The sequence below is a fragment of the Psychroserpens luteus genome (genome assembly GCF_015319355.1).
GTDB lineage: Bacteria > Bacteroidota > Bacteroidia > Flavobacteriales > Flavobacteriaceae > Psychroserpens > Psychroserpens luteus.
Window position 1 is genome coordinate 116,245 of sequence record NZ_JADILU010000004.1, and the last position, 19,743, is coordinate 135,987.

At 32.6% G+C, this 19,743-nt stretch carries 19 protein-coding genes and 1 pseudogene; 17 read left to right on the plus strand and 3 right to left on the minus strand.

The genetic code is table 11. From position 1 onward, the window contains the following. Positions 1 to 1,386 (plus strand): TlpA family protein disulfide reductase, encoded by a 1,386-nt coding sequence (locus IM744_RS10335; RefSeq protein ID WP_194508067.1) that lies wholly within the window; start codon positions 1 to 3, stop codon positions 1,384 to 1,386. 72 nt (positions 1,387 to 1,458) lie between these two features. On the opposite strand, the gene IM744_RS10340 is transcribed toward IM744_RS10335, so the two are convergent. Further along, complete coding sequence (locus IM744_RS10340; RefSeq protein ID WP_194508068.1) at positions 1,459 to 3,015, minus strand: NAD(P)H-hydrate dehydratase; 1,557 nt, start codon at positions 3,013 to 3,015, stop codon at positions 1,459 to 1,461. A gap of 325 nt (positions 3,016 to 3,340) precedes the next feature. On the opposite strand from IM744_RS10340, the gene thrA reads away from it, so the two are divergent. From thrA to IM744_RS10365, 5 genes are all read left to right on the plus strand, one after another. Further along, a complete protein-coding gene (gene thrA / locus IM744_RS10345; protein WP_194508069.1) occupies positions 3,341 to 5,788 on the plus strand; it encodes a bifunctional aspartate kinase/homoserine dehydrogenase I in 2,448 nt (815 codons plus the stop codon). Positions 5,789 to 5,885: 97 nt separating this feature from the next. Further along, positions 5,886 to 6,809, plus strand: a complete 924-nt coding sequence (locus tag IM744_RS10350) for a homoserine kinase (RefSeq protein WP_194508070.1) — start codon at positions 5,886 to 5,888, stop codon at positions 6,807 to 6,809. Positions 6,810 to 6,880: 71 nt separating this feature from the next. Further along, positions 6,881 to 7,237, plus strand: a complete 357-nt coding sequence (locus tag IM744_RS10355; RefSeq protein WP_194508071.1) for a four helix bundle protein — start codon at positions 6,881 to 6,883, stop codon at positions 7,235 to 7,237. 63 nt (positions 7,238 to 7,300) lie between these two features. Continuing rightward, complete coding sequence (gene thrC, locus IM744_RS10360) at positions 7,301 to 8,596, plus strand: threonine synthase (protein ID WP_194508072.1); 1,296 nt, start codon at positions 7,301 to 7,303, stop codon at positions 8,594 to 8,596. A 115-nt stretch (positions 8,597 to 8,711) separates the two neighbouring features. After that, positions 8,712 to 9,284: a hypothetical protein gene (locus IM744_RS10365; protein WP_194508073.1), complete on the plus strand. Its 573-nt coding sequence runs from the start codon at positions 8,712 to 8,714 to the stop codon at positions 9,282 to 9,284. 48 nt (positions 9,285 to 9,332) lie between these two features. On the opposite strand, the pseudogene IM744_RS21000 reads toward IM744_RS10365, so the two are convergent. Continuing rightward, positions 9,333 to 9,573, minus strand: a pseudogene (locus IM744_RS21000) (IS110 family transposase); the annotation flags it as partial. 296 nt (positions 9,574 to 9,869) lie between these two features. Here IM744_RS21000 and IM744_RS10375 point away from each other — a divergent pair. From IM744_RS10375 to IM744_RS10400, 5 genes are all read left to right on the plus strand, one after another. Continuing rightward, positions 9,870 to 10,160 carry a putative quinol monooxygenase gene (locus tag IM744_RS10375; RefSeq protein ID WP_194508074.1) on the plus strand — a complete coding sequence of 97 codons (291 nt, stop codon included), beginning with the start codon at positions 9,870 to 9,872 and terminating at the stop codon, positions 10,158 to 10,160. Positions 10,161 to 10,186: 26 nt separating this feature from the next. Further along, complete coding sequence (locus tag IM744_RS10380) at positions 10,187 to 10,681, plus strand: PPC domain-containing DNA-binding protein (RefSeq protein ID WP_194508075.1); 495 nt, start codon at positions 10,187 to 10,189, stop codon at positions 10,679 to 10,681. Positions 10,682 to 10,973: 292 nt separating this feature from the next. After that, positions 10,974 to 11,717, plus strand: coding sequence for a hypothetical protein (locus IM744_RS20575; RefSeq protein ID WP_206694483.1), 744 nt, complete (start codon positions 10,974 to 10,976; stop codon positions 11,715 to 11,717). Positions 11,718 to 11,785: 68 nt separating this feature from the next. Beyond that, a complete protein-coding gene (locus IM744_RS10395; protein WP_194508076.1) occupies positions 11,786 to 12,946 on the plus strand; it encodes a pyridoxal-phosphate-dependent aminotransferase family protein in 1,161 nt (386 codons plus the stop codon). An 8-nt stretch (positions 12,947 to 12,954) separates the two neighbouring features. Then, positions 12,955 to 14,190: an ATP-binding cassette domain-containing protein gene (locus IM744_RS10400; protein WP_194508077.1), complete on the plus strand. Its 1,236-nt coding sequence runs from the start codon at positions 12,955 to 12,957 to the stop codon at positions 14,188 to 14,190. 122 nt (positions 14,191 to 14,312) lie between these two features. Here the strand turns inward: IM744_RS10400 and IM744_RS10405 are convergent, their stop codons facing one another. Further along, complete coding sequence (locus tag IM744_RS10405) at positions 14,313 to 14,588, minus strand: winged helix-turn-helix transcriptional regulator (RefSeq protein ID WP_194508415.1); 276 nt, start codon at positions 14,586 to 14,588, stop codon at positions 14,313 to 14,315. A 157-nt stretch (positions 14,589 to 14,745) separates the two neighbouring features. On the opposite strand from IM744_RS10405, the gene IM744_RS10410 reads away from it, so the two are divergent. The 6 genes from IM744_RS10410 to IM744_RS10435 all read left to right on the plus strand — a co-directional run bounded on the left by IM744_RS10410 (position 14,746) and on the right by IM744_RS10435 (position 19,733). After that, positions 14,746 to 15,258 (plus strand): VOC family protein, encoded by a 513-nt coding sequence (locus IM744_RS10410; protein WP_194508078.1) that lies wholly within the window; start codon positions 14,746 to 14,748, stop codon positions 15,256 to 15,258. 82 nt (positions 15,259 to 15,340) lie between these two features. Next, entirely contained in the window at positions 15,341 to 15,670 is a 330-nt protein-coding gene (locus IM744_RS10415; protein ID WP_194508079.1) for an ArsR/SmtB family transcription factor, read from the plus strand. A gap of 51 nt (positions 15,671 to 15,721) precedes the next feature. Continuing rightward, the gene (locus tag IM744_RS10420; protein ID WP_194508080.1) at positions 15,722 to 16,189 is read left to right on the plus strand and encodes a DUF6428 family protein; all 468 of its coding nucleotides are present in this window, start codon (positions 15,722 to 15,724) and stop codon (positions 16,187 to 16,189) included. A gap of 18 nt (positions 16,190 to 16,207) precedes the next feature. Next, complete coding sequence (locus IM744_RS10425) at positions 16,208 to 16,840, plus strand: arsenate-mycothiol transferase ArsC (protein ID WP_194508081.1); 633 nt, start codon at positions 16,208 to 16,210, stop codon at positions 16,838 to 16,840. Positions 16,841 to 16,842: 2 nt separating this feature from the next. Further along, on the plus strand, positions 16,843 to 17,883 hold the full coding sequence (arsB, locus tag IM744_RS10430) for an ACR3 family arsenite efflux transporter (RefSeq protein ID WP_194508082.1): 1,041 nt from the start codon (positions 16,843 to 16,845) through the stop codon (positions 17,881 to 17,883). A 461-nt stretch (positions 17,884 to 18,344) separates the two neighbouring features. Continuing rightward, positions 18,345 to 19,733, plus strand: coding sequence for a hypothetical protein (locus IM744_RS10435; RefSeq protein WP_194508083.1), 1,389 nt, complete (start codon positions 18,345 to 18,347; stop codon positions 19,731 to 19,733). Positions 19,734 to 19,743: the final 10 nt, after the last annotated feature.

Below are 19,743 nucleotides of genomic sequence, written 5' to 3' on the forward strand. Positions count from 1 at the left end.
ATGAAAAGACTAATTATTGCTCTTGTAGCATTATCAATTTTTGCATGTAAGCAAGAACCAAAAGTTGACTACGCTGTTATTTCAGGAAAAATTGAAAATTCTAAAGTCAAAAATGCAATTATTAAAAATGCTGATTTTAAAGCTGAAATTGCAATTAATGAAGATGGTACGTTTGCTGATACGCTTCGCATCCCTGAAAACGGATTTTACACAATGTCAATAGGTCGAGAATTCACACCAATTCATTTAGGATTTGAAGATAATCTTAATGTTATGCTTGATGCAAGCAGTTTTGATGAAACTATTAAGTACTCTGGTGAAGGTGCTATTGAAAATAATTATTTAGCTACAAAAACTTTATACAATGGCATGGCTACTGCCAATCCTGTTAAATTTTACTCTTTAGAAGAAGACGCTTTTAAAGCTAAATTATCTGAAATCAAAACAGAAAACGAAACGCTTTTAAACGGTTTAACTAATGCTGATGAAGCGTTTGTTTCTTCGGAAAAACAAAATCTTGTTTACGATAATTATGCGATGTTAAACAATTATGTTGAAAGACATGGTTATTACACAAAACAAGAAGGCTTTGAAGTGTCTGAAGGTTTTATCCCAACAGAATTAAAAAATATGACATTTGATGATTCAAAAGCATACAAATCATCTAGCTCTTATAAGGATATTGCTTTTAGCAAGGTCTTAACTGGTTTGTTTGAAGATTTAGGCGATGACATTTCATCTGTAACTACAGACGATTTAAAAGGTGTCTCTGATATTAAAATTCAAGCATTAAAAAATGATGTTATTGATTATCTATCAAGTTTCTTAGTGTCGCCAGGAAACGAAAACATGGAAGCTATTTATAATTTCTTTGTTGAGAATACAACAAATGAAGACACGAAGAAAAAACTAACATCAACTTTTGAAAAAAATAAAAACCTAATAAAAGGAAGACCTTCTCCTCAGTTTGTGAATTATGAAAATCATAAAGGTGGTGAATTATCGCTTACAGATTTAAAAGGCAAATATGTTTATGTAGATGTTTGGGCAACATGGTGTGGTCCATGCATTAAAGAAATACCTTCTTTAAAAGAAGTTGAGAAGCAATTTCATAGTGAAAATATAGAATTTGTTAGCACCTCAATAGACCAAGTAAAAGATCATGACAAATGGGTGAGCATGGTTAAAGATAAAGATTTAGGTGGTGTACAGCTAATGGCAGATAAAGATTGGAGCTCTAAATTTGTTAGGGATTATGGAATACAAGGAATCCCAAGATTTATCCTAATAGATCCAAACGGAAACATTGTTAGTGCAGATGCTCCAAGACCATCTGACCCTAAATTGGTAGAATTATTGGAAAAAGAACTTAAGATACAACCTTAAGCAATTTTTAAATATCATAAAAAAACCACTTCAATTGAAGTGGTTTTTTGTTTTCTAAACTTTTGTTTTTGATTATTTTTTATCGTCAGGTTCTTGTGCTTCAACTTGAGGTTGTTCAGTTTGTTTAAATAAATCTATATACGCTTCACCCAAAGCCTCAATAATATAACTTGCAATAAGGCTTTGATAACCTAAATCTTCAATTGCAAGATCTGCAGCTTTACCATGTAAATAAACACCAAAAATTGCTGCTCCTAATGCATCATATCCTTGTGAAATTAATCCTGTAATTACTCCAGTTAAAACATCTCCAGTTCCTGCTGTTGCCATTCCTGGATTCCCAGTTGTATTTACATATAGTTTTTCATTGTAAACAGTAATTGTATTTGCGCCTTTTATGACTAGAACTACATTATACTTTTTAGAAAAAGCTTTGGCTTTTTTAAGCTTCTCAAAATCATCTTTCCACTTCCCTATTAAGCGCTCCAACTCTTTAGGGTGAGGTGTTAAAACAGACATTTCTGGAAGCAGTTTTAAGAGCGCCTTTTTCTTAGACATTATATTGAGTCCATCTGCATCAATAACTAATGGCTTTTTATTTGTTTTTAGAAATTTCTCAAGCGCTGAAGCTGTTTCTGTACTCGTACCCATTCCAATTCCTAAACCGATAACAGTTGGCTCAATATCAAATTTTATATCAGAAATCATAGTTTCATTATCATCGGTAATGACCATCCCTTCAGGAAATGCGGTTTGCATAATTTGATATCCGATTTTTGGAATAAACGATGTCACCAATCCAGCACCAATTGATAATGCAGCACGACTAGACAGCAAAGCAGAACCCATTTTTCCGTAGCTACCACCAATAATTAAACTGTGTCCAAAATCTCCTTTGTGAGCAAACTTTTTTCGAGGTTTGTAAATTGGCAACACTTCATTTTTACCTATTAATTCACTTTCAGTTTCGGTAGTGATTAAAAACTCTCTATCAATCCCTATATCTAACACTTCCCACTCTATTGAAAATTTAGCAGTTTCAGGTAAAAAGAAGATCAATTTTGGCGATTGAAAACTCAATGTATAATTTGCCCAAACAACTCCATTTTCATCTTCAATAGCTTTATCTGTATAAACACCAGAAGGCACATCAATTGCCAATGTAAATGCTCCACTCTTTTTAAAGTGAACAAACAATGATTTAACCCAATCATTTATAGGTCTATTTAAACCAATCCCAAAGACTGCATCAACAATAATATCGTCTTTATGAATTTCAGGAAAATCTGTTTCACAACTAAGCATATCAGGCCACTTTTTAGTCGTCTGTTTTATGAGATCATAATTGATTAAAAAATCTTTGGTTCTCTTATCGCTACAGTTAACCACATAGGTCTTAACATTGTAACCATGAGTGATTAGATGCCTGGCAACGACTAAACCATCTCCTCCATTATTACCAATCCCACAAAATACATGAATAGGCACTTGAGCACCTTGCATACGTATATGAAGCCAATTAAAAATTTGAATTCCTGCACGCTCCATCAACTCTGTTGATGTGATGTTTTGTTTTTTTGATGTGAGTTGATCTCCTTCGTAAATCTGTTCTTTTGAAAAAATCTTCATATATAATGTATCGTATTTAGTTGCAAAATCCTCACTAAAATAAGCGATTACGGAGAATTCTTGAATTTATTCGTTTTAAAATGAAAAATGTATAAAACACCTTTCTAAATTTTTTTATTCCTGTAAAAATAATACATTTGATAAGTATAGGCTTTAAAAAATGACAAACCTAAATGTAATTTTTTTTCAAATTAGCATCTCTCTAACAATTGGGATGACTTTTGGTATGATTACCCTTTGGGGTTTTTAGCTATATATCTTCAACAACCTAAATGTCTTATAACAAAAAGACTTAAACACAAAATTCTCACTTAAACTTCTTAAAATGAATGTTTTAAAATTTGGCGGAACCTCTGTAGGCTCTACAGAAAACATAAATAAAGTTATTTCAATACTTGATAAATATTCAAAAGATGATCGGGTAATTTGTGTGGTCTCAGCAGTTGGAGGTATTACAGATAAATTATTAAAAGCTGCCGAACTTGCTCAAACCAAAAACCAAGATTATATTTTAGAATTTGATGCTATTTCAAACAGACATCATAAAATTCTAACAGAATTAACCCTTTCGGAAAACCAAAATATCTCCGCACATTTAAATGACAAATTGCAAGAGCTAAGAAGTCTTTTAGATGGTATCTTTTTGATCAATGAATTGTCTCCAAAAACATCTGACAAATTAGTCAGTTTTGGAGAATTGCTATCCTCTTTTATTATTGCAGAAACAATGAAAAGTAGAGGTATGAATTGTGTTAGAAAAAATAGTCAGGAATTGATTGTCACAAATTCAAATTTTACAAAGGCAGAAGTACAATACCAACAGACTAACAACAACATAAAAAGCTACTTTCAAGAAGCAAAACAACAAATCACAATTCTCCCAGGATTTATATCAAAATCAACACTTGGAGAGATAACCACTTTAGGTCGAGGAGGTTCTGATTTTACTGCAGCCATTGTTGCTGCAGCATTAAATGTGAGTTCTCTTGAAATATGGACAGATGTGAGTGGTATGTTTACAACCAACCCAAAATTAGTAAAACAAGCATTTCCTATTGAGAACTTATCTTATCAAGAAGCAATGGAACTATCGCATTTTGGAGCCAAAGTTTTATATCCTCCAACAGTGCAACCTGTATTGAATTTAAATATTCCAATTCATATAAAAAACACGCTAGATCCTGATGCTTTTGGAACTAAAATATCAAATGATTTTATAGAAAACTCTACAACTCCTGTGAGAGGAATTTCTAACATTAATAATGTTGCTTTATTGACTCTTCAAGGTAACGGAATGGTTGGAATTCCAGGTTTCTCTAAACGTTTGTTCGAGACTTTAGCACATGAGAAAATCAATATCATTTTTATCACTCAAGCATCATCAGAACATTCTATTTGTTTTGGTATTGACGATAAAGACTCTCTATTAGCAAAAACTGCCATTGACTTAACTTTTGAAAATGAAATTTCATTACATAAAATTGATCCTATAATCGTTGAAACTGGCTTATCAATTATAGCGCTTGTAGGCGATAAAATGAAGAGTCACCAAGGGATAAGCGGTAAAATGTTTAGCACTTTAGGTAAGAACAATATTAACATTCGAGCAATAGCACAAGGTGCTTCAGAACGGAATATTTCAGCAGTTATATCAGAAAAAGATGTCAAAAAAGCTCTAAACACGTTACACGAATGTTTTTTTGAAGATAACAACAAACAGCTTAATGTATTTATAACTGGTGTTGGTAATGTTGGTGAACATTTGGTAGAACAAATAAGATCACAAAAAAAATACCTAAAAGAGCAATTAAAAATCAATATAAAAGTAGTTGGCTTATCCAACTCTAGAATGATGATTTTTAATGATTCTGGTCTCAATTTAAAAGACTGGAAAAACCAACTACTTACTGGAGAAAAAGCATCGTTAGAAGGTTTTTTTGAACGCGCCAAAGATTTCAATTTACGCAACAGTATATTTGTTGATGTCACTGCAAATGAAGAGGTTTCAAAATTATATGGTGCCTATTTAAAACACAGTATTGCTGTTGTTGCTTGTAATAAAATAGCGTGCTCAAGTAGCTTTGAAAATTATAACGAACTCAAAAATTTATCACTTAAATATAACGCACCCTTTTTATTCGAAACTAATGTTGGTGCAGGATTACCTGTAATTGACACACTTAATAATTTAATTGCATCGGGAGACAAAGTCACTTCTATACAAGCAGTTTTATCTGGCAGTTTGAATTTTGTATTCAATAATTTTGATGACACGACTAAGTTTCATGATGTGGTAAAGCAAGCCCAAAAAGAAGGCTATACAGAACCAGATCCAAGAATTGATTTAAGTGGTGTAGATGTGGCCAGAAAAATTCTAATTCTAGCACGTGAAAGCGTTACAAAAATGAACCTCGAAGACATAGAAAATGATTCATTCTTAACCAAGGCTAATTTAGAAAGCGGTTCAGTTGATGATTTTTATAACACGTTGATAGATGACGAAGCTCATTTTCAGAAGTTATACGCTTCAGCAAAATCGAATGATTGTCAGTTGAAATATGTCGCAGAATTCAATGAAGGAAAAGCTAAAGTCGGATTAAAAGAAATCCCTCAAGGACATCCTTTTTACAATCTTGAAGGCAAAGATAATATCGTCATGTTTTACACACAACGTTACCCAGAGCAGCCTATGATCATTAAAGGCGCTGGAGCTGGTGCAGAAGTTACTGCTTCAGGATTATTTGCAGACATTATTCGTGTAAGTAACAAGTAAGAAGTACTTACTCAAATGAATTAAAAAATTAATAAACTATTTATTTTTCTTCGGAAAAATAGAAACTAAAAATTTCGCATTTGCGGAAGATTAAGATATGAACGAGATAAAAATTTTCTCTCCAGCAACAGTAGCTAATGTTTCCTGCGGATTTGACGTACTAGGCTTTTGCCTTGACACTATTGGAGATGAAATGATCATTAGAAAAACTAATAAAAAAGGAATTCATATTACTAAAATTGAAGGTTACGATTTACCATTTGAGGCAGAAAAAAATGTAGCAGGTGTTTCTGCCTTGGCAATGCTAGAGGATGCAAATCCAGATTTTGGTTTTGAACTCGAAATCTACAAAAACATAAAACCAGGAAGTGGTGTTGGCAGCAGCTCAGCAAGTGCTGTGGGTAGTGTTTTTGGTATGAATGAGCTTTTAGGCAAACCATACAACAAAACACAACTTACCAATTTCGCCATGAAAGGTGAAGCTCTAGCGAGTCAATGTGAGCATGCAGATAATATTGCTCCTGCGATTTTTGGCGGATTCACATTAGTAAAATCGGTAGCACCTCTTGAGGTTTTGCAATTGCCTACTCCAAAAGATTTATTTGCAGTGATTATCCATCCACAAATTGAAATAAAGACTTCAGAGTCTAGAGCAATCCTTCCGAAGCAAATCGCATTACAAGATGCCATTACGCAATGGTCAAACGTTGGGAGTTTGGTTCACGCATTGCACACCAATGATTACGAATTATTGAGTAGATCATTAACAGATGTCGTCGTAGAACCTCATCGCAGTCAATTAATTCCGCACTTTAAAGATGTTAGAAAAGCTGCTCTTGAAAATGGTGCTTTAGGTTGTGGAATTTCGGGATCTGGACCATCAATTTTTAGTTTGTGCTACGGGAATTCGACTGCTCAAAAAGTCGCTCAAGCAATTAAAAATGTGTATTCAAAAACAGAAATTCCTTTTGAAGTTTACGTTTCAGAAATTAATACTAAAGGGATTAAGATTATTGAATAAAAAGGACCGAAGACAGAAGACCATAGGTCAAACTAGAAAGACCTATCTTTTAAATTAAAAATGATAATAACATGAATAAATTCAAGTTTGAAAAGTTAATTATTTGGCAGAAAGCAATGGATTTCGGAGAGGAAATAGATCAAATAACTGAAAATTTTCCTGCTAAAGAAAAATTCAATTTATCATCTCAAGTTAGGAGAGCAACAGATTCTATTGCCTTAAATATTTCTGAAGGTTCGATTGGTCAATCCAATCTAGAACAACATAAGTTTGTTGCTTATTCAATAAAATCATTAGCAGAAGTTGCTACCTGTTTATTCAAAGCAAAACGAAGAAATTATATTACAATCGAGCGATTCGATTCATTTTATTTACAATCTCATTCACTAATGAATATGATGATTGCTTTTAGAAAAAATTTAAAATAAAAATCCGAAAACTTAATATCGAAGCCTTTTTAACTTCGGTCATCCGTCTTCGGTCCCATTCCTATGAAATATTACAGTCTAAATAGAAAAGCACCAGATACAACTTTTGAAAACGCAGTCATCAAAGGACTTGCGCCAGATAGCGGATTATACTTCCCAGAGGAAATAAAACCATTACCTGCTTCATTTTTTGAAGATATTGACAACAAATCATATCCTGAAATTGCGTTTGAAGCAATTAAGCAATTCGTAAGTCCGGAGATTCCTGAAGACATTTTAAAAACGATTATTGAAGAAACGTTATCGTTTGATTTTCCGGTTGTAAAATTAGATGAGAATATCTCAACGTTAGAGTTATTTCATGGTCCAACGATGGCTTTTAAAGATGTTGGTGCACGTTTTATGGCACGATGTTTAGGCTATTTCAATCAAAACAACACGAATGAAGTGACGGTTTTAGTTGCAACTTCTGGAGACACAGGTGGTGCAGTTGCTAACGGATTTTTAGGTGTTAAAGGCGTGAATGTTGTGATTTTATATCCTTCTGGAAAAGTGAGTGATATTCAAGAAAAACAGCTCACAACACTTGGTCAAAATATTACTGCTTTAGAGGTCGATGGTGTTTTTGATGACTGTCAAGATATGGTCAAAAAAGCATTTTTAGACGAGTCGATTACGAGCAAAATGCAATTAACTTCTGCCAATTCTATCAATGTGGCTCGCTGGTTACCGCAATTATTCTATTTCATGTTTGCATATAAGCAATTGCACAATCAACATGATGAGATTGTATTTTCTATTCCTAGTGGTAACTTCGGAAATATCTGTGCAGGAATGGTAGCGCAACAATTAGGATTACCTATCAAACATTTTATTGCGTCTAATAATGCCAATAATGTAGTCACAGAATATTTAAAAACAGAACATTACAACCCAAAACCATCTGTAGCGACAATTAGTAACGCGATGGATGTTGGAAACCCAAGTAATTTTATTCGCATTCAAGAGATTTACAAAAACGATTTTAAGCGTTTACAAGCCAATCTATCATCGTTTAGCTATACCGATGAACAAACGAAAGAGGCGCTTTTAGAGATTTATAAGACTTATAATTACGTTGCAGATCCTCATGGAGCTGTTGGTTATTTAGGTTGTAAAGATTATTTAAAAACAAACCCAAATGCGCATTGCGTGTTTTTGGAAACAGCGCATCCAACTAAGTTTTTAGATGTCGTTGAAGATGTTATTGATGCTGAAATCACATTACCTCCTCAAATTGAAGCTGTAATGGGTAAGGAGAAAGTTGCTTTGCAGATTTCTGACTATGAAGGGTTAAAAGGTTTTTTGTTGGGTAAGTAAGCTTGACTTTCTAAAAAAAATAGTCGAACTTCGTTTAACTGCTGATATCGACAATTAAAACAGTCGATATCCAAAGGCATTGTAAAACATTTCCCAAAACTGTTTCTTGAATAAAATGAACTCAAATAATAAAATCTTTCTGATAATTTTAAAGGTATTGGCAATTTTAGGATTGATTCTGACTTTTTTGAGTTTTGGTGGCAGAGGTTATGGGTTTAGAAGACCAAATACAAATTTCTATCCAATAGCAATTGGAATTTGTTTAATACTACCTTATTTATTACATCTGATTTTATCCAAACCAAAACCAAAGAAAAATCTGAGGAATAATTCTAAAAAATTTGATAAAAGCGGATTTATTATAGAAGACTATAAAAATCAAAAATTAAAGTCTGATTTATTGGACATTTTTATACTTAATGAAACAAATGAAAATCTAATAATAAATCGTAAATCAATTCTGGAACCTGATAATTGGTATATTTTCCAAATAGATAAATACAAACCTATTTATTTCAGTAATGGAATTGAATTTCATATCGATAATGATAAAAATTTGGAAACAATAGATTACAGGAATCAAATTATAAGTTTAGGAGATGAAAATTTTGAATTGTACGAAGTTCCTGAATATGTCAATTGGGCTCTTGTAATTGCAAATTCAAACGAAGGAGATACTGCTGAATAAAAAACGTTTTACAACAAAGTACTGTGCTAAAAAACAAGTAAAAATCCATTAAATTTTAGCTAATTTACTTTTATATTTATTATCAAATATTAATCCTGATTTAGCAATGGCAAAGGCTTGTTTTAATAGCTTATTACACACTGCGATTAATGCTAGTTTTTTTACTCTTCCCTTTGGCAACGATCCTTTCATAAAGTGCTCGGCATGCTTTGTTATATTTACAAGTAGTAAAACTGCACATAAATAATAAATTTCTGAGTTTTTGATTTCCCATTTTGCTAATTCTTGGTCCCCAAGCTGGTGCTCGTTTGTAACGAGTACCCATTCGAGTTAATACAAAAAATAAAGTCTCGTTAATCTTAAAATAATCAAACACAATAAAAATCACCAGACTTGACTTTCTAAAAAAAATAGATTTATTGACTTACGTCATATAGTTTGGCTTGAAACAATATTAGTTTTGCTAATCGAAAAATTAAAAATAGTTTAAAACGGAAACTGTTCAACCTCAATTAAAAGTTCATATTAATGGTCTGGACTCAAAAAAGAACGTATATCTCAAAATTAATTTAAATAGTATTTATTATGAGTAAATTAAAAATTATAGCTACAATTATTGTAAAACCCGAATTTAAGGAAGATGTCTTTAATATGTTGCAAACCGTAACCGATGCCACACGGAAAGAGGAAGGTAATATCTCGTATATATTACATGAAGATATTAATAACAGCTCAAAGGTCATAATTTTAGAAGAATGGAAATCTCAGGAAGCGATCGACTTTCATAATCAAACAGAGCATTTTTTAATATTAAAGACCGAACTTGGAAAAAAGGCCGATAGTTTAACGATAGACATAATAAGAGCGTCTTATTAATGTTATAACTTAAAATAGTATACAAAATGAAAAAGTCAATTTTAATAGTACTGTGTATTGCAGTATCTTTTTTAGCAAACGCACAATCAAATTCTGAACTTTACACTTACAAGCAGTTTGGTAACAAGTACGTTGTAAGTATTCAAAACCATGCTGAGATTACAAAAGCAATCACTGCGTTTGTGAAAGAGCATGATATAAAAGCAGGAACAATTGTAGGTCTTGGTGCTGTAAATGAAGCTACTTTACGATTTTTTGATCCAGCTACTAAAGAATTTGTAGATAAAACGTTTTCCGAACAAATGGAAATCACCAACTTAACAGGCAATATATCTCAACAAAATGATAAGCACTACATACACATGCATGTAGCTCTTGGACGTAACGATTACAAGGCTTTAGCGGGACACTTGCTTACAGCCAAAATTAATGGTGCTGCAGAATTTGTTATAGAAAGTTTTGATGGAACCGTTAATCGCTATTATGATGAAGATACGGGTCTAAACTTGTACGAATTTTAGAAGCATAGAAGAGTAAACAAGTAATAAACATAGACAAATTACTGCATTCATAGCCTTGGAAATGTGCAAATTCAATTAAAGTGTCAACTAAATGCAGAAATGAATTACGACGGAACTATGACTAATAGTAATACTATTATGGAATTTTCAAAAGAACACAATTTGATCGTTTATCAAAAAAATGATAAACAATCCAGAACTTGCTAATGGCATTAAAATGTTATTACACTATAAAATAATGACTTAAAGATTATTCTGTCTTATTTTAAACAAACATCTAAAAATAAAAAACATGAAATACGTATTATTACTCCCATTATTCTTACTACAAATGATTGTTCATGCACAATCGACTAATACCCTTAACAGCTCTGAAAAAGTGGATGACAAGTTGTTACTAACCATCTTTCTTAAACATGATCAAAGTATGACTTTGAATGAGATTGAAAAGATAAGAACGGATCAAGGCTTTTACGAAAACCTCCCTCCAGAAGGTGTGTCTGTAGTGAATTGGTTTGTGGTTATGGGACTTGGTCAAGTGGCGGTGTTAGAACTTCCTGCTTCAAAATTATCTGCTGTAAATTTAGCAATTGAGAGAACCGCATGGAAGGCTTTTACAACAGAGATGTATGCAACTTACAATTTGTATCCTATCATAGAACATAAGTTGAAAAATAAGTCAAAAGTGACGCTAGATGCAAAACCAAGTTCTGAAAAAGCGGATGACAAGTTGTTATTAACCGTCGTTCTTAAACATGATCAAAGTATGACTTTAAATGAGATTGAAGCGATAAGAACCAATCAAGGGTTTTATAAAAATCTTCCTCCAGAAGGTACTTCTGTAGTGAATTGGTTTGTAGTTATGGGACTCGGTCAAGTGGTGGTGTTAGAACTTCCTGCTTCAAAACTATCAGCTGTGAATTTGGCAATTGAGAGAACCGCATGGAAAGCTTTTACAACAGAAATTTATCCAACGTACAACCTATACCCTATCATAGAAAATAAACTAAAGAATAAGTCAAAGGTAGATTACTAGATTTTAAGTGATCATAATCGGTCAAAAAAACATAATAAAACCGTTGGCAATACTAAAACACACAATAGATGAAATCGAGAAAATTATTAATGATCCCTGGTCCAATAGAATTTGAAAGTGAAGTGATGCAATGTATGGCAGTACCAACTCCTAGCCATGTGTCGCCAGATTTTATAGACTGCTTTGCCAATAGTTTAAAACTAATGAAAGAGGTTTGGCAATGCCCATCTGGTCAAGCATTCATAATAGCAGGAACAGGTACACTTGCTATGGACATGGCAGCAGCAAACCTAATAGAAACCGGAGATAAAGCACTTGTAATATCTACAGGCTACTTTGGGTTACGTTATGCCGAAATCTTAAAAAGATATGGAGCTCAAGTAGATATCCTTGAAGCTGAAGTAGGTAACATTGTACCCTTAGAGCTTATAGAACAACAACTAAAATCTAAAAGCTATAAACTTTTAACTTTTACGCACGTTGACACATCAACAGCTGTTTTAAATGATGCTAAACGTATTGGTACCTTAGGTAAAAAGTACAACGTATTAACCATTCTAGACGGTGTTTGTTCTGTTGCGGGCGAAGAAATTAAGCAAGAAGATTGGGGAATTGATGTGGTACTTACAGCATCCCAAAAAGCAATAGGCGTTCCTCCAGGGCTCGCGCTTTTAGTGGCCTCTCAAAATGTAATGCAAGCATTTGAACAACGAACAAGTCCTGTTTCTAATTACTATGGTGATTGGGCCAATTGGTTACCAATCATGAAAGCTTATGAAAATAGACAAGCCTCTTATTTTGGGACGCCTCCAGTGAATCTTATAATAGCTTTAGAAAAAAGTTTACAACTCATTTTAGAGGAAGGTTTAGACCATCGTTTTGACCGACACAAAAGCGCAGGCAAAGCTATGCGAGCTGCAATAAAAGCTTTAGGCTTGGACTTATTATCAAAAAACGAATACGTTTCTGCAAACACTTTATCAGCGCCCTTATATCCAAGTCAAATAGACACTAACGCTTTTTTAAAGTCAGTAAACCAAGAAGGCGTTATATTAGCTGGAGGGCTTTTACCTCAATTAAAAAAAAATTATTTTAGAATTGGACACATGGGATCGGTAAACAAGAATGATTTACTCGCAACCGTAGGAGCTATTGAATCAGCATTGAAAAACAATGGATACTCACATGAATTAGGATTGGGAACAGCTCAAATATTAAAACACTTCTAACTAGAATAATGAAACCATCACATTATCATTATGCTATAGAAGACAATGCACGTTCACCACAAGAGCATTGGTTACCTCAATTATTGAGTGGCGCATATAAATTACCAGGATTAGAAGGAAAAAGGGGTGTTTTATTTTCAAATTCCGTTTTAGAAAAATATATTCAAGAGGAAGAAAAACACGATAATTTTGAGTTAACATCGGGAATAAACAGAAGCATTAGAACATTATCTACTGGTGAGCAAAAAAAAGCATTGCTTTCTTATCTACTGGAACAAAACCCAGATTTTATAGTACTAAATAATCCTTATGAAACCTTAGACAAAGCGTCTGTGGCTGTATTAAAACAACAGTTAATTACTTTGTCTAAAAATATGTCTATCGTATTTATTTTCAACAGACAAGATGATGTATTACCCGTAATTACCCATATCATTACATTTGAAAAAGCCAAGCTTAAAGCAATGGTACCAATTGAAGACTATTATTTTAAAAGAAGTGAATTTGTTTTTAATAAAGACATCCCACCAGCGATAACAACGTATACCAATATTCCAGAAGTGCTCGTAACGCTTAAGAATGTAAATGTGAATTATGACGATCGTTCCATTCTAAAAGATATTAACTGGACTATTAAAAAAAAAGAGTTTTGGCATTTAATTGGCCCTAATGGCTCAGGCAAAACGACAATACTATCTATGATTTACGGGAACAATACTAAGGGGTATGGCCAAGATGTATATCTCTTTGGTAAGAAAAAAGGTAGTGGGGAAAGTGTTTGGGATATAAAACAACGCATTGGCTATATTAGCCCTTCTATGTTAGAATTATTTAAACGAAAACATACTGTAGAGCAAATGATTATTTCAGGTTTTTTTGATAGTATTGGATTATATCAAACACCATCTACCGAACAAGTCAATACTACTGCTAAGTGGATGGAAGTCTTAAATTTAAGTAAAGAAAAAAACACTTCTTTTCTTAAATTATCACCAGCTACTCAACGCTTGATATTAATAGCAAGAGCGATGATTAAGCATCCGCCTTTACTTATCTTAGACGAACCACTAATTAATGTAGATGATGAAGGCACAATGCTTATTTCTGCTTTAATAAACAAAATCGCACAAGAAAGTGAGACCAGTATTTTGTTTGTTTCACACCGTGATGAGGCTAATATCTACCCTGATTTTACCTATGAGCTTCACCCTTCGCCAAAGGGTTCTGTTGGTATACAGAAATAACATATAGCGTGGTTTTGCTTCGCCAGTGAGCTATACTCCGGTCAATTCCGTTTTTATTTGCTAAATTACATGCTTAACCACGCAACTAACCATACACAAGACCGTTAAACGAACCTACCTAATCAAACCTCCAAATCCTCCAAACCCCAAGCATCCAAACCTCGTAAAACGGTCTCAAGAGATTTCCCTCGCTTACTTAAACAGTATTCTACTTTAGGAGGCACAACAGGAAAAACTTTTCTTAAAACGAGTCCGTCTTTCTCTAACTCTCTCACAGTTTGGGTGAACATCTTATTAGAAATACCTTGAATTTTCTTTTGTAAGATTCCTGATCGCACCTCGCCTTCTAACAAATGAAATAATATTAAAGGTTTCCATTTTGTTCCTATTAAATTCATAGTATAATTTAACGGACAATCAATTACTTTACTCAAAATTATAATTTTAATGTATTGATATTCATTATTTTACTCGTTTAGGTAACTATACTACTTTTTAGTAAGTTATTGCCTATAAAGCAAATATAAATTATTTTTGTACTCTAAATAAAATCATATGAAAAATTCTAAAAATTACCCTAAGTCCTTTTCACATATTGGGCTTACTGTTCCAGATATAAAAAAGGCTGTAAAATTCTACTCAGAAGTAATGGGTTGGTACGTTATTATGGAACCTTCTACAGTTAAAAAAGAAACTGAAACTGCTATTGGTCAAATGTGTATTGATGTCTTCGGAAACGATTGGACCGAATTTGAAATTGCGCACTTATCAACTTCAGATGGCATAGGGATTGAATTATTCTCATTTCCGAATGGAATAAAAGAAGCTCCAGAATTCAGCCCATTTAACACAGGTCTCTTTCATTTTTGCGTGCAAGACCCAAATATTGAAGAACTTATTGAAAAAATTCTGGCTTATGGTGGCAAGCAAAGAATGCCAATTAGAGAATATTATCCAGAAGATAAGCCTTTTAAAATGTGCTATGTAGAAGATCCTTTTGGGATTGTGTTTGAAATCTACACACACAGTTATGAATTGACGTATTCATCTGGAGCGTATTCAAAATAAAAAATAATGATGTTAAAAAGACAAATTTATTTTGTCTTTTTAACTATTAATCGTAATATTGCAATGAACAAATGAAACAAACATGGGATTAGCCAAAACCGAAATATTTACAGACCTGCAAAACGAAATTGCTTTATTCGCAAAAGTCTTTGGACATCCTGCAAGAGTATCAATTTTACAACACCTATTTAAAATTAACAGTTGCGTTTGTGGAGACTTGGTAAACGAAATAGGATTGGCGCAACCCACAATATCGCAACATCTTAAAGAATTAAAGCATTTAGGTTTAATCAAAGGAAATGTTGAAGGCACAAGTGTTTGCTATTGTATAAACACCGAAAATTGGAGTAAAATGAAAGAAGTCATGACCCAATTTTTAGATCAAGACATTTCTAAAACAGATTGTTGCTAAAAAAATTTGAACATATTAATCGTATAATCGCAATAAACAAATAATAATATTATGAAACTTTCAGATGTAAAAAATAGACTGAATGAATTGGACACCATTTCATTTATGTTACCAAACGGAGAATTAGTTCCTAGCCACTTTCATGTTACAGAAGTTGGTAAAATCACAAAACACTTTATTGATTGTGGCGGAACCGTAAGAAACGAAGAAGTTGCAAACTTCCAACTTTGGAATGCAAATGACTATGATCATAGATTACATCCTGAGAAATTATTGAACATTATTGAGCTTTCTGAAAAAGTCTTAGGAATTGGAGATTTAGAAATTGAAGTAGAATATCAAGCAGATACTATTGGAAAATTCGGATTAGAATTTGATGGTACAAACTTCCTATTAACTTCAAAGCAAACAGATTGTTTAGCAAAAGACCAATGTGGAATACCTGCGGAAAAACCAAAATTACAATTCTCTGAGATTCAATCAGAAAACTCTTGTACTCCTGGAGGTGGTTGTTGTTAATACAAACATTTATAAAAAATGAACACAACACAACCAACCTTGTTTTTAGGAATAGAAAACCTAATCAAGAGTTTGCAACCTGAGACAATTTCCGAAGAAAGAAAAGCTGTTTTACAACCTTTAATTGAATTTATTCAGTTAAAAGTTTCTAATAATCAAGACATTAGAATCAATTTTATTTGCACGCATAATTCTCGAAGAAGTCATTTGTCTCAGGTTTGGGCACAAACCATGGCATACCATTTTAATATTAAAAATGTGTTTTGTTATTCGGGCGGAACAGAAGCTACAGCATTGTTTCCGATGGCAGCAAAAACTCTTGAAAATTCTGGTTTTGAGGTTAGGACGATTTCCGAAGGAAAAAATCCAGTTTATAGTATTAAGTATGCAGCTAATGAGCATCCTATTATTGGATTTTCAAAAAAATTAGATGATGACTTTAACCCGAAATCTGAATTTGCAGCAATTATGACTTGTGATTCTGCAAATGAAGCGTGTCCAATTGTTTTAGGTGCAGAAAAACGGATTCCGATAACGTTTAAAGACCCAAAAGCATTTGACAATACACCACAACAAGCAGAAAAATATAATGAGCGAAGTCTGCAAATTGCAACCGAGTTATTTTACGTATTTTCTCAAATCAATTCTTAAAAATGGCATCAAAAAAATTAAGCTTTCTAGATAGCTACCTGACATTATGGATTTTTATCGCGATGGCTCTTGGAGTTGGGTTAGGATATTTCAACCCATCATTTCCAGATTTTGTAAATTCATTAAGTAGTGGCACAACCAACATCCCAATTGCCATTGGCTTGATTTTAATGATGTATCCGCCTTTGGCAAAAGTGAATTACGCACTCTTGCCAAAAGTTTTTAGAAATACAAAAATCCTTTCCATTTCATTGATTCTTAACTGGATTATTGGTCCTGTTTTAATGTTCATTTTGGCCATTACTTTTTTACGTGATTATCCAGAGTATATGGTCGGACTTATTTTAATTGGTCTTGCACGTTGTATCGCTATGGTTTTAGTTTGGAACGATCTTGCGGAAGGCAGTAGCGAATATGGAGCTGGTTTGGTCGCCTTAAATAGTGTTTTTCAAGTATTTGCTTACAGTTTTTATGCATGGCTTTTTATAACCGTACTTCCACCCTATTTTGGATTTGAAGGCGCTATTGTGGATATTTCAATAGGTACAATTACCGAAAGTGTTGCCATTTATTTGGGAATTCCGTTTGTATTAGGAATTTTAAGTCGGCTTATTTTAGTCAAACTCAAAGGAGAAGAATGGTACACTAAAACGTTTATTCCTGCCATTTCACCATTGACCTTAATTGCACTTTTATTTACCATCGTAATTATGTTCTCACTAAAAGGCGAATTGATTGTAGAAATCCCAATGGACGTATTAATTATTGCAGTTCCGTTGCTTATTTATTTTAGTGTAATGTTCATCATTGGCTTTTTCTTTACCAAAGCTATGGGTGCAGACTATGACAAAACCGCAGCTGTAGCATTCACTGCAGCAGGAAACAATTTTGAATTAGCCATTGCTGTTGCTATTGCTGTTTTTGGGCTCAATTCTGGACAAGCATTTGCAGGAGTCATTGGACCATTGGTAGAAGTACCAGCATTAATTTTATTAGTTAGAGTATCTTTTTGGCTTCGGAAAAAGTATTACTTAAACGCATAATTTATTAAAGATAGGTTCTGTGCCTATTGAATACTTAAGATTAATAATTTGCTATGGCTAATGTTTGATTTTCTAATCAAATCTTTATTTTTTAAGTACATTAATTATAAACTAGCAAACAAATTATTGCGAAAGTTTCAACCTCTAACCTAATTCATTTCCATTTATATTGATTTCAATAAGCACTTTAATATTCTTTATCCAATTACTAAAGTTTGAAAGTAAAATAACTAATTGAAATTATAATTTGAAAATTTTTCTGACAGAAAAATTTCGATTTAACACTTTTTACCGTATTATTGTGTCGTTAAACGATTGTTTAGCATTATTTTATATAATTTTAATAATCATGCCTTGCATTTTTTTTAATCTATTTTTTAAAATTGCATTGCTAATATTATTTATAAACATATTGTCAAAAGGAAATATTTATAAATGTAAAATCCCTAAATACAATTCTAATGAAAATGAAATTAATTCCAATTGTACTCCTATTATTATCCATCTCAGTAAATGCACAAATATGGAATGGGACACTAGAAAAAGATTCAAAAGGTCAATTTAAAGGAGATATATTTTTAGATAGTTGGAAAAAAAGCACACTTAATTCACCAGATAAAACACATTTTATTAAAGACTATACTCTCAAAATGAAAGTATGGGACTATCTAGGCGAGCCTATGGAAATGTATGCATTTCAATGGAGCAGGAATGTAAGTTATACTGTAAAAGTAGGTGACGAAATAAGAAGCATCACTTTAGAAAAGCTAAAGGCGTATCCAGATTTAATAAAGCGATTTAATAACATAAGACCAATAAAAGTAGATATCGAGATTAGTGGCATTGCAGGAGATGCATCAAAAGAAAACACCACAAATTATTACGTAGTTGGTAAGATAAATGTTCCCGAAGAAATCAATCCTGTAGCGTTACATTTCACTTATACAGTTAAAGATGTGGACTTACTAATTGCTAAAGCAGGCGAGTTTAGAGAGCCTACTATTGCAGGAAGTCCACCAACTTGGAATGAGTTTTTTAATTGGTCTTACGACCCACCTATAAAGGCCAAAAATGTCTATTTCAACATTTCAGAAGCTAATTTTAAAAAGCTTTCTGAAGAAGAACAAAAGCTGCGCATTAAAAACATAAAAAATATCTGGAAGCAGATAAAATTAATGAAACTACAGCTTAAAATAAAAACATTAGAATGGCCAGAGTTGGAAATGATAGACATTATTAAGACTTACGACCGTTATAGAAACAAGACAAAGGAATTAAGTCCTCAAGAAAAAATTGAAGCAGAACTTGCCAAATTACAACGTACTGAAGAATATACTAACAATGATGAATGGGGAGAATTGCCTGAATTGAAAAACCCAGTTTTAATAATTACAGAAAATGGTAAATCCATCAAATATCTTGATACAGATATAGTATTATTTGATATTAAAGAAGGCTATATCAATAATCTTTGTGAAGTTTATGAAAATGATTTTAGAATAGCAAAAGCACCTTATTTTCGTGTTACGACAGATGGAGATTTCAATCGATATTACTTAATTGACAAAGATGGAAAAAAATTACTTTCTGATAAGTATTCAAATATTAGATATTATAATTCAGAAATTCAAGGCTATGAACACTCTGATATGAAAGGAGAATATTTTGAAGTAACTCATACCGATGATGTAAAAAAAATTAAATATGATAACAGAAGTAGTGGAAATAGTGGTGGAGGTAAAAAAATATCAATTTCTTTCCGAAAAACAAAAATTGTTTATCAAACCATTTACACTTATGATGTAGATTTAAATTTAATTAGCACAAGAACATCTAACTATAAAATCTAATCCACCAAGC